The organism is Saccharospirillum impatiens DSM 12546, from assembly GCF_000423605.1.
GTDB lineage: Bacteria > Pseudomonadota > Gammaproteobacteria > Pseudomonadales > Natronospirillaceae > Saccharospirillum > Saccharospirillum impatiens.
The window spans coordinates 181,557-196,724 of record NZ_AUIH01000005.1 but is presented as its reverse complement, the minus strand read 5'-3'; the positions used below and the strand labels follow the sequence as shown (position 1 = coordinate 196,724).

15 protein-coding genes and 1 pseudogene are annotated in these 15,168 nt (G+C 53.7%); 15 read left to right on the top strand and 1 reads right to left on the bottom strand.

Going from position 1 to position 15,168, the window contains the following annotated elements; translation table 11 throughout:
- Positions 1 to 203 (bottom strand): annotated as a pseudogene (locus G565_RS27180) (ISL3 family transposase); the annotation flags it as partial.
- Between the two features lie 48 nt (positions 204 to 251).
- Between G565_RS27180 and G565_RS23115 the strand changes: the two are divergent.
- From G565_RS23115 to G565_RS0105515, 15 genes are all read left to right on the top strand, one after another.
- On the top strand, positions 252 to 1,358 hold the full coding sequence (locus G565_RS23115; RefSeq protein ID WP_342662968.1) for a SpoIIE family protein phosphatase: 1,107 nt from the start codon (positions 252 to 254) through the stop codon (positions 1,356 to 1,358).
- A 113-nt stretch (positions 1,359 to 1,471) separates the two neighbouring features.
- On the top strand, positions 1,472 to 1,873 hold the full coding sequence (locus G565_RS0105580; protein ID WP_051207403.1) for an Hpt domain-containing protein: 402 nt from the start codon (positions 1,472 to 1,474) through the stop codon (positions 1,871 to 1,873).
- 160 nt (positions 1,874 to 2,033) lie between these two features.
- A complete protein-coding gene (locus tag G565_RS0105575) occupies positions 2,034 to 3,617 on the top strand; it encodes a flagellar hook-length control protein FliK (RefSeq protein ID WP_028670061.1) in 1,584 nt (527 codons plus the stop codon).
- A gap of 175 nt (positions 3,618 to 3,792) precedes the next feature.
- The gene (locus tag G565_RS0105570) at positions 3,793 to 4,323 is read left to right on the top strand and encodes a flagellar basal body-associated FliL family protein (protein ID WP_028670060.1); all 531 of its coding nucleotides are present in this window, start codon (positions 3,793 to 3,795) and stop codon (positions 4,321 to 4,323) included.
- Positions 4,324 to 4,331: 8 nt separating this feature from the next.
- Positions 4,332 to 5,408: a flagellar motor switch protein FliM gene (gene fliM / locus G565_RS0105565; RefSeq protein WP_028670059.1), complete on the top strand. Its 1,077-nt coding sequence runs from the start codon at positions 4,332 to 4,334 to the stop codon at positions 5,406 to 5,408.
- Positions 5,401 to 5,877 (top strand): flagellar motor switch protein FliN, encoded by a 477-nt coding sequence (gene fliN / locus G565_RS0105560; protein WP_051207401.1) that lies wholly within the window; start codon positions 5,401 to 5,403, stop codon positions 5,875 to 5,877. Before fliM ends, fliN begins: the two co-directional genes overlap by 8 nt.
- A complete protein-coding gene (fliO, locus tag G565_RS25835; RefSeq protein ID WP_051207399.1) occupies positions 5,874 to 6,380 on the top strand; it encodes a flagellar biosynthetic protein FliO in 507 nt (168 codons plus the stop codon). The genes fliN and fliO overlap by 4 nt, the downstream gene beginning before the upstream one ends.
- Positions 6,381 to 6,414: 34 nt before the next feature.
- Positions 6,415 to 7,119 (top strand): flagellar type III secretion system pore protein FliP, encoded by a 705-nt coding sequence (gene fliP, locus G565_RS0105550; RefSeq protein ID WP_245584130.1) that lies wholly within the window; start codon positions 6,415 to 6,417, stop codon positions 7,117 to 7,119.
- A gap of 11 nt (positions 7,120 to 7,130) precedes the next feature.
- Entirely contained in the window at positions 7,131 to 7,400 is a 270-nt protein-coding gene (locus G565_RS0105545; protein ID WP_028670056.1) for a flagellar biosynthetic protein FliQ, read from the top strand.
- An 8-nt stretch (positions 7,401 to 7,408) separates the two neighbouring features.
- Positions 7,409 to 8,185, top strand: coding sequence for a flagellar biosynthetic protein FliR (gene fliR, locus G565_RS0105540; RefSeq protein WP_028670055.1), 777 nt, complete (start codon positions 7,409 to 7,411; stop codon positions 8,183 to 8,185).
- A 57-nt stretch (positions 8,186 to 8,242) separates the two neighbouring features.
- On the top strand, positions 8,243 to 9,379 hold the full coding sequence (flhB, locus tag G565_RS0105535; RefSeq protein WP_028670054.1) for a flagellar biosynthesis protein FlhB: 1,137 nt from the start codon (positions 8,243 to 8,245) through the stop codon (positions 9,377 to 9,379).
- 79 nt (positions 9,380 to 9,458) lie between these two features.
- On the top strand, positions 9,459 to 11,699 hold the full coding sequence (flhA, locus tag G565_RS0105530) for a flagellar biosynthesis protein FlhA (RefSeq protein ID WP_157600005.1): 2,241 nt from the start codon (positions 9,459 to 9,461) through the stop codon (positions 11,697 to 11,699).
- Positions 11,700 to 11,709: 10 nt separating this feature from the next.
- Complete coding sequence (flhF, locus tag G565_RS0105525; RefSeq protein WP_028670052.1) at positions 11,710 to 13,083, top strand: flagellar biosynthesis GTPase FlhF; 1,374 nt, start codon at positions 11,710 to 11,712, stop codon at positions 13,081 to 13,083.
- Between the two features lie 110 nt (positions 13,084 to 13,193).
- The gene (locus G565_RS0105520; RefSeq protein WP_028670051.1) at positions 13,194 to 14,018 is read left to right on the top strand and encodes a MinD/ParA family protein; all 825 of its coding nucleotides are present in this window, start codon (positions 13,194 to 13,196) and stop codon (positions 14,016 to 14,018) included.
- 22 nt (positions 14,019 to 14,040) lie between these two features.
- Complete coding sequence (locus G565_RS0105515; RefSeq protein ID WP_028670050.1) at positions 14,041 to 14,775, top strand: RNA polymerase sigma factor FliA; 735 nt, start codon at positions 14,041 to 14,043, stop codon at positions 14,773 to 14,775.
- The last annotated feature ends 393 nt before the right edge of the window (positions 14,776 to 15,168 follow it).

Below are 15,168 nucleotides of genomic sequence, written 5' to 3'. Positions count from 1 at the left end.
ATGGTATCCAGATGGCGCCAGGTCCGGGATTCACGTTCATCGTGTTTTGGACATAATGTTCCGCACTCAGGACACGCGCCAGTGGAGTCGACATACTCAATCTCGATATCGACTCGGCTATTGGCCATGTTGAGGTCTACCGAGCTTGTCTCCCAGGGCGAATGAATACCCAGAAGCAGTGCATAATGCTCTTCGATTTCCACAGAAAGACTCCCCGTAAATTCGGTATGATCAAGTCCTGATTATACTGGATTTCCACAGGAAACTACGAAGAGCCAGGTTTTTCAATGGAGGAGGTGTTGCGTGAGGTCAACAGTAAATTGCGCAAGATCCTCCCTGTTGGGGTGTTCTGTTGCGGAGCCATGGTTGAGCTGAATTTTCACAATAAATCGGCACGGGTCTGGGTTGGCGGCGTTCCTGATGTGTATTTGTTTCGCGAGCAGGGCCGTAAAGTTGAGCCATTTGCCAGCACGCATTTGCCGCTGGGTGTGCTGGACCCGTCGGAATTCGACCCACACACCCGGGATGTCGTTATGCGTAACGGCGATCGGGTGTTTCTATGGTCGGACGGTATCATCGAAAGCCGAAACCCGGCCGATGAGATGTTTGGTGAGGAACGGCTGAAACAGGTGTTTTCCGGCACAGGCAAGCCAGATCAGATTTTTCAGGCCATTCTGGATCAGGTTGATGACTTTATGGGGGGCAGTGACCGGGACGATGACATTACTCTGGTTACTGCCAAAATGGTCGATATCGAAGACATTGGCATGACCACCTATGAGTCCAACAAAGGCTCTATTGGCGGGCCCGTCAACTGGACTCTCAGTCTGGCGTTGCATGACCAGAGCCTGGCAGCATTTAACCCCTTGCCATTGGTCATGAATCTGTTGATGGAAGTTGAAGGGCTCAGGCCACTGGGTGGTCAGCTCTACACCCTGCTGGCTGAATTGTTCAGCAATGCGCTGGAGCATGGCGTGCTGGAGCTGGATTCGGAACTAAAAACCGGTCCGCAGGGGTTTGGGCAGTATTATATGCAGCGCGAGCAATCGCTGGCGGCGCTCACGGATGGCAGTGTCCGGCTGACGTTGACCCACCGGCCGTTGGCGGTCGGTGGTGAACTCATATTGGAGGTAACTGATACCGGAGCCGGGTTTTCCTATGCCGACTACGATGATGAAAACGCGACACGCGATCAGCCAATGGCCATTGATCCCTCAAATGATGCATTACAGCGAACCAGTGCTCAGTGGGATTATAGCGGTCGCGGTATAACGCTGATCCGGCAATTATCGGATGAATTGACCTATCTGGACGACGGCCGATCAGTTCGGGCCATTGTCCGGTGGCCGAGGCATTGAACACACTTTCGGGTCAGTAGCGCTTGTATCACACCATCTTCGCGGCTTCGGCTGTAAAAAGCACCCGATAACGCCTATTATGAACCCACTACTGACTTCAGGAGGCCCCAGGGATGGTGCACAATTCAATCACCCAACGCGAGGCTGCCATGTCTGACTCTGATACCTCAATGCAGATTGAAGATCATCTGGATGTCACCATACTTGGGGAGTTGAAGACTCTGCTTGAAGACGATTTCCCTGATCTCATTGAAACTTTTCTGACGGATGCCCGGGTCCGTGTTCGGGAGCTGATGCGGACGGTTGATTCTGGCGTTGCAGAGGATATTCGTCAGTCCGCGCACAGCTTTAAAGGCAGTACGCTTAACGTAGGGGCCAAACAACTGTCCAGTCTGTGCCGCGAGCTCGAAGACCTGGCTCGCTCAGGTCGGACTCAGGGTTCGAGGGGGCTGGTAGACCGGATAGAAGTAGAACTCCATCAGGTCGAAAGACTGATGCGCCATGCCTATCTGTAAGTAAGCGTTTGGAACTGATTGCTGGAACGTTCTAAGTTCGGGGGTGTCATGAGCCGACTAACATCAGTCACTGGTCGCCCTTAAGAGCCTCGTCCTCACACCCTAACCCAGCCACTCCTTCGATTTTCAGCCGTGGTCATGAATGGCCCGGGCTTTGCAAATGATCCTGAACACCTCTTATGTCGGAATTGGCACCATGCAGTTACTGTCGCCTCAGATTGCCTTTAATAGCTCGAAGCAAAGCGTCGGCACGGAAACCGAGGCTCGGGCATCAACCGCGTCAGACCGCGGTTTTCAGCGTGTTTTCAGCGAATACACCCATCAATCTGGTGGTGAAGTAACCGCATCGCTGAACGTTGCATCCGGCAAACACCCCGAGTCGCTTCCCCCTGGTCTGCAAGGCCAAATATTGCCGCAGCGGCAAACGGATACCGCGCCGCTGGGTGAGGCTGAGCAGATCTTGAGTGAGCTGAAGGGCACACTGGATGGGCTGACGGCGACACTGGAAGATATTTTAACGCTCGAACAGGATACGCCCGACGGTGAAACAGGCCCGCTAACTCAGTTTCTGGTAGATGAACTCGGATTTACCGATAAAGCGGCGGCCGACTTCATTAATACTCTGGACACCTGGGTGTCCGAGCCGCCTACCGTCGCAATGACGGCCGAAGCACTGCTTGCTCAAGGTCCTCAAGCCATTATGACGGTAGAGGCTATGAGTGAATCACTGACCTCACTGCAAGCAGACGTGAATCAGTGGTACCAGCAGGTAGCCGGAATAGACAGCGAAACTTTGCCAGAATGGACTCCCGATAGCCTGGCCGGTATGTCTAACAGTGAAGCGGTTCCCGGTATGTTGAACGCTGGCTTGCCGTTGGCGGGAAACTCAGCCGCTTCTATACCGAGTGAACGTTCAATGCTCGACACTCTGCAGCAATGGTCTCAGGCATTGAAAGAAGGGCCGGGAGGGCTGTCGCAATTGGTTGTATCCATTGCCGAACGTGTTAAAGCTGTCCTGAATACTGCAGCGGCCGGCAGCCTGCCGTCTACGTTCGACCAATCGCGTCCGGAGAGTGCGCTGTTAACTCAGGATTCGATGCTGTCGACCGATAAGTCCGTACCTACGGCAGACACCCTGTTCAGCCAGTTATTGCAAACCGGCAGTGCCGGCTCCGCAACGGATGATTCAGAGGCGCCGGCGTTATCCAGACTGACACCGCTGGCGGCAGCCGTGGCCGATGACGCCCGACAGCCTCTGATCAGTGGGCAGCCAGTTCCCGAAAAGGCCGATGCGGTTAATGCGGTTATCCAGCGCAGTCTGCAGCAACCTGTGCTGGCCGGTGAGGCGGGGCGGCAACTGGGCGAACGCCTGGCATTGATGGTCCGGGGTGATATTCAGCAGGCGACCATTCGGCTCGATCCGCCGGAGCTGGGCCTGATGGATGTCCGTATTACGGTCCAAAATGACCAGACACAGGTCCAGATTGTGGTACAGAATCCACAGGTTCGAGAAGCACTGGAAAGCCAGAGTGTTCGGCTGCGGGAGTTTTTGGAACAACAGGGCTTGTCGCTGGCGAAGCTCGATATCCGCGATGAATCAGCCGGGCAGCAAGGGGCCGGTAGCGAACGTGACGACGAATCGGGTGGTGATACAGCAGGACAGATGGCAGCTGATAGCGAGACGTCTGACGAGTCGGCGACCTCAGTAGCCTGGGGCCAGGGCCTGGTCGACCAATTCGTATGAGCCGACTAGACTTGCGGGCAACCTAACCCCAGTGGGGCGCTGTCTGACTATTGGCGTAACCCTTGCTAGCTAAAATAGACATAACGGGGGTTTTGACACCCGGGCGATGTACAATAGAGCATTAACCCAATTGCCTTATCGGGCTGCCGATCAAACAGAGTAGTGGATGTAATACATGGCGGAAGAACAGCAGGCTGAGATCGAGGATACGGGCTCAGGCAAGAAAAAACTGAAAATGATGTTGCTGATTCTGGTCGGTGTGTTGGTGGTGGCGGGAGCCTCCATTGGCGGCACCTTGTTTCTGCTAAGCCCCGGGGCGGACGACCCTGCTGCAGAAGGAGATGCAGCTATGTCTGAGCAGGATATGGAAGCGTCCATAGCAGCAGGCCCGGCGAATTACCTGGCGATGCAACCTGCGTTTGTTGTCAATTTTAATGAAGCAGGCCGAACCCGCTTTCTACAGTTGGAGTTGTCACTCGTATCACGTGACGTTGAAGCCATTGATATGGCCAATATGCACATGCCGCTGCTGCGCAATAACCTCCTGCAAACATTGGCCGAACAGGATTTTGAAACGTTGAAAACGGTTGAAGGCAAACAACAGCTGGTCGAGTCGCTCACAGCGACGGTCCAGGCAACGATAGAAGAAAAGCTCGGTCGACCCGGTTTTGAAACCGTGTTGTTTCGCAGCTTTGTCATGCAATAGGGGCTGCCGTGCAGGACTTACTGTCACAAGACGAAATTGATGCGTTGCTCCATGGCATCGATGACGGTGCCGTTGAAGAGGAAGACACCGGCGACGCTAATGGCGTTAAATCCTATGATTTAACCAGCCAGGATCGTATTGTGCGCGGTCGCATGCCGACGCTTGAAATGATCAACGAACGCTTTGCCCGTTATACCCGAATCAGCATGTTCAATTTTCTGCGTCGCAGTGCCGACGTTGCCACAGGCGGCATACAGATTCTCAAGTTTGGCGAATACGTTCACACTTTGTACGTACCCACCAGTCTCAATTTGGTCAAGGTGCGCCCGTTGCGCGGTACTGCTTTGTTCATTCTCGATGCCAAGCTGGTGTTCAAACTGGTTGATAACTTTTTTGGCGGCGATGGCCGCCATGCGAAAATCGAAGGTCGTGAATTTACGCCGACCGAGATTCGCGTGGTGCAGATGGTATTGTCGCAGGTCTTCGAGGACATGAAAGAAGCCTGGGGGGCGGTACTCGATGTCGACTTCGAATACGTGTCGTCCGAAGTAAACCCGGCGATGGCCAATATTGTCTCCCCCAGTGAAGTGGTCGTGGTCAGCACCTTCCATGTTGAGCTTGATGGTGGCGGTGGCGATCTGCATGTCACCATGCCGTACTCCATGATAGAGCCTGTACGTGAAGTGCTCGATGCTGGTGTGCAGAGCGATGTTGATGAAATCGACGACCGTTGGGTCGACTCGCTGCGCCACGATATATTGCGTGCCAAGGTGCCCATCAATGCGACCGTCATCGAACGTGATATCAAGCTACGCGATCTGGTTGACCTCGAAGCCGGGGATATTATTCCCATTGATCTGCCGGATACCCTGACGTTGGCCGCAAACAAAGTGCCCCTGTTTGAATGCACTCTGGGTCAGTCGGGCGAAAACCTGGCGCTGAAAGTAATACGTCCGTCACCCATGGCTAAGCGTGATGTGGGAGACCTGAAATCCAGGCTGTTAGGGCAGCGACGGCGCAAGCGTGAAGAATATGCAGTCGAAGCCATCAGTCAGACGGTAAAAGAGGAAAGTAACGATGAGTGACAATGACCTGCCACCGGAAGATGAAACCGGCACCGGTGAAGACAATAGCGGCCAGGACGACCAGGCCCTGGCCGATGAATGGGCCGCAGCCATGTCAGAGTCCGGTGACGATGAACCCGATGACGATGACAGCGATGCCATGACGGATCCAACCCGTGCTCCTCTGGAAGAGTTTGGAGCCGCGACTTCGGTAGCGTCACACGGCGATTCGCCCAATCTTGACGTCATACTCGATATCCCGGTGGTTATTTCCATGGAAGTCGGTAACACCCAGATTCCGATCCGTAACTTATTGCAATTGAATCAGGGCAGTGTGATAGAGCTGGATCGACTAGCGGGTGAACCACTGGACGTACTGGTCAATGGAACACTGATTGCTCATGGCGAAGTGGTTATGGTCAACGAAAAATTTGGTATCCGCCTGACGGATGTTGTCAGCCAGCAGGAACGGATACAACGCTTACGATGAGCACCACGATCTTTGACGCCTGCAACAAAACTTTGACGTCTGCCCGCCCGGCCGCGTCGGTCGGGCTGTTTCTGTTGCCTCTAAGCTGGGCTAATGCCAGTGCCAATTCTGCCATTCCAGGCGGGGGCAGCGACTATATGCGTCTGGGATTAACCTTGTTGTTCATTGTTGGCCTCATCTTTGCGTGTGGCTGGTTAGTACGACGAATGGCTGGCGGCTCAGGCTTTAATAATCGCCACATCAAAGTACTGTCAGTGATGCCTTTGGGTACGCGTGAAAAGTTGATGTTGATCAAGGCGGCTGATGAAACCCTGCTGATTGGGGTGACCTCACAGTCGATCTCTACACTTCACCGTTACGATGGCCCGCTCGATCTGACAGACACGATGCAACCCAGTCCATTTGCCGATCGAATGAAAGGCTTATTGAAAGGACTGGACAGTGACTCTCTGGCCAAACACAACAGACAGAAAACCCCGGGGGGCTCGGACTCCCAACCCTAGCCGCTACCTGACTGGTATAGCGCTGCTCTCACTGTTGCTACTCGGTACAGTCGCTCAGGCTCGCGGTATACCCGCCATCACGCTGACCAGCAGTGAGGAGGGTGGTCAAACCTACTCGGTAACGCTCCAGATTCTGGCGCTGATGACAGCGCTGACCTTCATTCCCGCCGCCCTGATGATGACGACCAGTTTCACGCGCATCATTGTTGTCTTCGCGATCTTGCGCCAGGCAATTGGTTTACAGCAGACACCATCGAATCAGATGCTGATTGGTCTGGCCTTATTCCTGACGTTTTTTATCATGACCCCGGTCTTAAATCAGGTGAATGAAAATGCCATTCAGCCTTACATTAACGAGGAAATATTACCGCTAGAGGCTATTGATGAAGCCATCGCGCCGATGAAGACTTTCATGTTGGCGCAGACGCGGGAGAGTGACCTCTCCATGTTTATCCGGTTGGCAGACATGGAAAATCAAATTGAAACTCCGCAGGACACACCGCTCAATGTACTCGTGCCGGCGTTCGTGACCAGCGAACTCAAAACGGCGTTCCAAATCGGGTTTCTCTTATTTATTCCTTTTTTGATCATCGATCTGGTCGTGGCATCCGTGCTGATGGCCATGGGCATGATGATGTTGTCGCCGATCATTATTTCTTTGCCGTTCAAAATCATGTTGTTCGTACTTGTTGATGGCTGGGCCATGATCATGGGTTCAGTAGCCAGCAGTTTCGCTTAAGGAGTCGTACCGTGGATGCCATTAATATTGCCGATTTATTCTCCGAAGCGTTGTTCATTGTCGTTGCCATCGTATCGATTCTCATCGTGCCAAGTCTGCTCGTCGGGCTGGTTGTTGCAACGTTTCAGGCCGCGACTCAGATTAATGAGCAAACGTTAAGTTTTCTGCCACGTCTTCTGGTGACGCTGATGATGATGATTGTTTCTGGCCCCTGGATCGTTGGCAAAGTCGTGGATTTTACCAATTCACTTATTTTCAACATTCCAGTGTTGATCGGGTAGGGCTGTTCTTGGTTATTACCGATGCGCAGATTGCCAGTTGGGTCAGTGATTTTTTCTGGCCATTTTTTCGCATTGGCGCTTTTTTCATGATTGTTCCTATCTTCGGCGCCCAAGTCGTACCAGCGCGGATACGCATGGGATTGGCGTTTGCAATGACGGTTGCGTTATATCCGGTTTTGCCACCCATGCCGGTCATTGAAGTCACTGGGTTGCAAAGCCTCGTTATCATCGCCATGCAATTATTGATCGGGCTGACACTGGGGTTTGTGGTGCTCACCATTCTCCAGGTATTCGTATTGGCAGGGCAAACCATTTCAATGCAGATGGGTCTTGGTTTCGCATCCATGGTGGATCCGGCCAACGGCGTCTCGGTGGCTGTTCTAAGCCAGTGGTATCAGGTGCTGGTCACCCTAGTGTTCCTGACCATCAACGGTCACCTCATCGTGCTTGAAGTGCTGGCTGAATCTTTTCAGTTAATGCCGGTGAGCGATTCAGCTTTCAGTCAGAGCGCCTTTATGTCCGTTGCCCAATTTGGTGCCTGGTTGTTTGAAGCGTCGATGATGCTAGCTCTGCCGGCGATCGCAGCGTTGTTGCTGGTTAACCTGACCTTTGGTGTGATGACCAGAGCCGCCCCCCAATTGAACGTGTTTGCATTGGGCTTTCCGGTCACCATGTTGGCCGGATTGGTGATCGTATGGGCCAGTTACTGGGTGGCGTTGCCAATGGTGCAGCGGCTACTGGACGTGCACCTGGCATTCATGATGCAGATACTGCAGCAACCCTGATGTCTGGTAAGCGGATTATGTTCATGAGCATGGAACAAAAAGCGCTGGAGAAGACCCGTGGCTGAAGAAGACAGTTCCCAGGAAAAAACAGAAGAACCCACGGCACGAAAGAAAGAGAAAGCCGCGGAGGAAGGCAATGTTGCCCGTTCGAAAGAGCTGAATACGTCTGCAATTCTCATCGCTGCGGCAGTTGGCCTGCTGATTTTTGGACCATCACTGGCAGGCACGCTGCTTGATATCATGAAGTACAGCTTCAGTTTTGATCCGAATGCCAGTTGGGATACCCGTGTGGCATTGATCTATCTGGAGACGTCTTTTGTTGAGGCCATGATGTCGTTGATACCGTTGTTTCTGTTGTTGCTGGTCGCCGCATTTTTTGGCCCCATTGGTTTGGGGGGGTGGAATTTTTCAGTTAAAGCGATAGCACCCAAGGGAAGTCGGATGAACCCTTTGTCAGGGCTCAAACGGATGTTTTCTCTGAATGCTCTGGTTGAGTTGTTGAAAGGCTGGGGTAAAGTACTTGTGGTAGGCACGGTGTCAGTGATCGTTTTGTTTGGTCTGAAAGGTGACTTTATCAGCATGGTCTTCGAACCGACCGGCCCCTCGGTCAAACACGCGGCTGTCGTTCTTGCCTGGACGTTTCTGCTGATCTGCTGCAGTACCATCATCATTGCCATTGTTGACATTCCATTCCAGATTTACAGTCATACCAAAAAGCTGAAAATGACGATGCAGGAGGTTAAGGAAGAGTACAAAAACACCGAGGGCAAACCCGAAGTAAAAAGCAAGATTCGGCAGTTGCAGCGAGAAATGGCCAATCGAAGAATGATGGCCGACGTGCCGGATGCCGATGTTGTTATCACCAACCCTACACACTATGCGGTTGCCCTCAAGTACGACCCTCAGGGTATGCCTGCTCCAATGTTGTTGGCCAAAGGGGTGGATGAGACCGCCATGAAAATTCGGGAAATTGCCGGTGAATACAAGATTCCGGTTCTGGAAATGCCAGCGTTGGCCCGGTCAATCTATCACCATACTGAAATAGGTCAGGAAATTCCGGAAGGGCTGTATGTCGCCGTCGCCCAGGTGCTGGCATTCGTCTTTCAGACTGATCAGTGGAAGAAAGGCCGTGCACCCAAACCGGAGCGCAAGCCGTCTGTTAATATTCCCGATGAGTTGAAAACTGACGAATAGTTTCGAGGGTATTTGCACTCCTTGGCCCAATCCTTGCGATACCCCTGGTAACTCCCTGCAATCGCCTGAAAATTGACAGATGGCTCTATTCGATAATATCAAAGGTTTTGGAACTCAGGTCCGCTCACTGGATCGTGGCGCTGTGCTGACCAGCACGCGTAGCAATGCCAAAATGATGACGCAGCGGGTGCTTGGCATACCGTTTATGATGTTGATGGTTTTGGGGTTAATGACGCTCCCAGTGCCACCGATGCTGCTGGATGCGTTCTTCACCTTTAACATTGCTCTGTCCATCGTTGTGTTGCTGGTTGCAATCTACGTTTTGCGTCCTCTCGATTTCGCCGTTTTCCCTTCCATCATCCTGGTGGCCACACTGTTGCGGCTCGCGCTGAATGTCGCCTCTACACGGGTTGTATTACTCTACGGTCATGAAGGCGGCGACGCAGCAGGTAAGGTGATCGAAGCTTTCGGCGAGGTCCTGATCGGCGGCAACTATGCGGTTGGCTTCATCGTGTTTGCCATCCTGATGATTATCAATTTTGTGGTTGTGACCAAAGGTGCAGGCCGGGTATCTGAAGTCAGTGCCCGATTTACCCTGGATGCCATGCCAGGCAAGCAGATGGCAATCGACGCGGATCTGAATGCCGGTCTCATTGATGCCGAAACCGCCAAAACCCGTCGGGCGGAGATTGCCCAGGAAGCTGATTTTTATGGGTCGATGGACGGTGCATCGAAATTTGTTCGGGGTGATGCCGTCGCGGGTATTCTGATTTTAGCGATCAATATCTTTGGCGGGCTGGCCATTGGTATGATGCAACACGATCTGGATTTTGGTCAGGCGCTGCAAGTCTATGCTCTGCTCACCATTGGTGATGGCCTGGTTGCCCAGATTCCGTCATTACTTCTGTCGGTTGCGGCCGCCATTATGGTGACGCGCAACAGCAACAGCCAGGAGATGGGCGACCAGATTATGGCGCAGATGTTTTCAACGCCCAAGGCGTTGGGCATTGCCGCTTTTATGATGTTCGTCATGGGTGTACTGCCCGGCATGCCCCATACGGTGTTTCTGACGCTGGCATTTCTGGCGGGTCTCGGGGCTTTGTTTATTGTCTTTCGCCAGAAACAAGCCGACGGGGAGAACTTTTTCCCGGGGATGCCCGATAAACCCACACAGGCGGGCGGTAAATCCGGCCCGTCAGGCAAGCCGTTAAAAGGTGAGCTCGCAGGCACCGATGCGCCAGCCATAGCCAGCGAAAGTGAAACCCGGGAGCTAAGCTGGGACGATGTACAGCCTGTTGATATCGTTGGTCTGGAGGTCGGTTACCGGCTAATCCCCATGGTCGATCGTTCCCAGGGAGGGCAACTGCTGGGGCGCATCAAAGGTATTCGAAAGAAATTGTCTCAGGAGCTGGGGTTTCTGGTTCCCTCCATTCATATTCGAGACAACCTCGATTTAATGCCCAATGCCTATCGGCTGACTCTGATGGGCGTGGGAATAGCCGAGGCAGAGGTGTATCCGGACCGGGAGCTGGCGATAAACCCGGGCCAGGTGTTCGGGCCTCTGGAGGGCACCAAGACCACCGACCCGGCCTTTGGGCTCGAGGCTATTTGGATTGAAGCTACCCAGAAAGAGCGGGCACAGACTCTGGGTTACACGGTCGTAGACGCCAGCACCGTGGTAGCCACCCACGTCAATCATCTGCTGCAACAGCATGCCTATGAACTGCTCGGCCATGAAGAAGCCCAGCAAATGCTTGATTTGCTGTCGAAGAAGTCGCCAAAACTGGCTGAGGAGCTGGTCCCTAATACGGTCTCGCTTAGTCAACTACTGAAAGTGTTGCAAAACCTGTTGATAGAGCAAGTTCCTGTGCGGGACCTGCGCAGCATTGCTGAATCACTGACCAATCTTCAACCGAAAACCCAGGATATAGGCCAACTGACGAACGCAGCGCGGATGGGATTGTCTCGTCTGATCGTTCAGGGAATCGTCGGAAATGATAGAGAGATACCAGTTATCACGTTGGACCGCTCGTTGGAACAGTTGTTGCAGAAGACTGTTCAGCAGGCCGGAAGTGATGGGAATCTTGACGGGGTCTCGCTGGAGCCAGGCATGGCGGAACGGTTGCAACAGTCTCTGCAGGAAACTGTGTCGCGGCTTGAGCAGGAAGGCAAACCAGCGGTACTGCTGGTATCTGCTTCGGTTCGAATGTTGTTGGCTCGCTTTGTTCGCCACGGTGTTCCCAATCTTAAGGTTCTGAGTTTCCAGGAAATTCCGGACAACAAACACATCACCATTGTTGCGTCTGTAGGTGGTCAGTGAGGAAAGGTCGATGAAAGTTAAACGCTTTGTGGTGCCCAGCATGCAGGTTGGTCTGAAGCAGATAGGCGCAACTCTGGGGCCGGGTGCAGTGATCTTGTCTAACAAGAAGCTCGCCAGCGGACTGGAAATTGTAGCCGGAGTTGACGAGGCGGAGCTGGCTGAGTACCAGGCCAGTCAGCCAGCGGTTACCGACCCGGACGCCATTATCAAGGCATCCGCTGACCGAACCGGCTCGCCACGACTGGACCCGGCTTCAATGCAGCACTTGCTGGAAGCACTCGCACCGAAGACGCGGGCTGCTTTTGCTGGTACCGATGCCGCTCCGGCGCCGGTAACCCCCGAGCGTACACAGGCCGCCGCTTCTGCTCTGAGCCAACCGGATATCGATGTGCCGAAGCGTGAGCCAGCGTCTGTGGCCAAGGCCTGGTCGTCAGAGCGCCAGAGCCCAACAGATTCCTCTCGGGAGCGCAGTGCAGACGGTGCAGACTCCAAGCAATGGGTCCGGGTCATGCGCGAAGAGATCGACAGTTTGCGGCAACTGTTGATCCAGCAGACCGAACACCTGCAGTCACCTGCAACATCGGCAATGTCTCCTCAGCGTGAACGCCTGGAGGCGCGTCTGCAGACCCTGGGGCTGAGTGCTCCGGTCCAACGTTCCCTGTTACGCCCGTTTGACAGCGAAGCAAGCCTCGATACGAACTGGCGCAGGGTGATGGGGCGTCTGGCCGCGGGCATGACAGCCCCCGTGTTTGACCCTGTCGTTCAGGGCGGGCAGATTGCACTGTGTGGTCCGACTGGTGCGGGTAAAACAACGACGCTGGCCAAGTTGGCGGCCCGTTATGTTAAGCATCACGGCAGTGCGAGTATGGCCATCGTCAGCACTGACTTTTTTCAGATGGGGGCTCAGGATGCATTGGCGAATATCGCCCGTATACTGGGTGTTCATTTCGTCGGCTTACAAGAGGGCGAGTCGCTGTCGGATGTACTGGCTAGCCTGGCTGACCGGGATCTGGTGTTGATTGATTCCAGCGGCAGCCGTGAGGCTCTGGCCCATTGGCGGGAGCAGGTGATCGACACTGGGCTTGATCAGCGACTGCAAACCACTATGGTGTTGCCGGCAACTGCGCATGCCGACGGACTGAGCCAGTACATCAAGAACTTCCCGGGGCGACGGATTGATGGCGTAGTCGTCACCAAGCTCGATGAAGCCCCCTGTTTTGGCGGGATTTTTGACGCTATCCTCAGACATCGGTGGCCTTTGTGGTATACCACCGATGGTCAGAACATTCCGGCTGACATTGCCCTGGGTGACCCGGTTTCGCTGGTGAAGCGGCTGGTCAGGGGGTTAAGCGAGACAAAATCCAAGCTGGCGTATGCGAGTTGAACATTGGGATTAAGCGAAGCGGCTGGCACTAAAGGCCCGGTCTGAACACAAGCACCGACAAAGCGACGCTAATTGCCTATACTGTGGCAAGACTGGAGAGAAAGAATCGAATGAGTGGTTTGAATCCTATTCAAGTGATTGCCGTAACCGGCGGGAAGGGCGGTGTTGGCAAGAGCAATATGTCGGTCAACCTGGCTGTAGCTCTGGCTGAACTTGGCAAACGAGTGGTATTGCTGGATGCCGACCTGGGTCTGGCTAATATCGATATCCTTTTGGGGATCTCTGCTGGTCGCAATATCAGTGATGTGCTTAATGGCAACGCCGAGCTTCGCGATATTCTCGTGCCCGGTCCGGGCGGGGTGAAAATCATCCCCGCATCGTCCGGAACACAGAAAATGGCAAATCTGGGTGAGCGTGAGCATGCCGGTATTATTGCCGCATTCAGCGAATTGGGCGATCAAATGGATGTGCTTATTGTCGATACAGCCGCGGGCATTTCCAAAACGGTGACCAACTTCGTGCGCGCTGCCCAGGAGGCGATTATTGTCGTGACCGATGAGCCCACATCGGTGACCGATGCGTATGCATTGATCAAGGTCCTTAACCGTGATTGCCAGGTTGACCGGTTCCGGGTCGTGGCTAATATGGTAAGAACACCATCAGAAGGGCAGAATCTGTTCAATAAGCTATCCAAAGTGACAGACCGGTTTTTGGATGTGACGCTTCAATATGTGGGGTCAGTACCCATGGACGAGTCGGTGAGAAAAGCGGTTCAACGGCAAAAAGCGGTGATAGAGGCGTATCCGAGATCCAAAGCATCGGTCGCCTACCGCTCCATTGCCCAGAAAGTGGCCACTTGGCCCTTGCCCAGCACTCCCAGAGGGAATCTGGAGTTTTTTGTCGAGCGACTCGTCAACGGAGCAGGAGTCGCCTGAGATGTCGGTGCAGCAGTACACTATGTATCAAACCGAGAAAAAGGTTGACTACAATCAATTGGTCAATGATCACGCCGTGCTGGTTAAGCGCATAGCGCATCACCTGCTGGCGCGGTTACCCGACAGTGTGCAACTGGATGACCTGGTTCAGTCGGGCATGATCGGACTGTTCGAAGCCGCCCAGAACTACGATAACGCCAAGGGTGCCAGTTTCGAAACCTACGCGGGTATTCGCATTCGTGGTTCTATGCTCGATGAAGTACGCAAAGGAGACTGGATTCCGCGCAGCGTGCATCGCAATTCACGCAGAATCGCTGATGCCATTCGCGAAATTGAGATGCGTGAAGGGCGCGACGCCCAGGATCAGGAGGTGGCGACCACTCTGGGTATGAGTCTTGATGACTATTACGGTCTGCTCAAAGACACCCATGGATCCCGTCTGTTCAGTTTTGAGGAGCTGATGGAGCAGGGCAATGGTGATCTGCAGGACTATCAGGCAAACCACAGCCAGACCCCTCTGCCTGCAATGGATGTTGAACATGACCAGCTTAATCTGCATTTGGCCGAGGCTATTAAACAACTGCCTGAGCGTGAGCAGCTGGTGCTTTCCCTGTATTACGATGAAGAGCTGAATCTCAAGGAAATTGGTGCGGTGCTGGGCGTCAGCGAAAGCCGCGTTAGTCAGATACACAGTCAGGCAGCGTTGCGATTACGGTCCAAATTACGGGACTGGCAAGCTGATACGTCCCTCATTTGAGCCAAGCTAGCGGGCCAGCATTAACGCCTCTCGCGCCGGCACAAGCTGGCTTTGAAAGCCACGTCACGCTTTACCCACTCTCACGATGGGGTAAACTAGAACTGAATTTATACGCAGGTTCGGCAATTCCCCCCCTAAACTATTGTGATCACCGGTCGATAACTCTTCTAGTTGGGTCCTTCTGGAGCGGCGTCAGCGGCCCAGATGTTCAGTCACGATTGAGCCTGGAGAGCGTGTCCGACAAGCGCATTGTGCTTGCTGGTCCGTTGCATTGCTTTGTCACTGCAGGCAAACAGCGACAGGCAGTTCAGACAGTTTTGGGGGCAGGTCAGTGATCGTTATACCGGAGAATTGCCGGACAAACGGTTACAGGACTGGATTGCCGGATGTCAG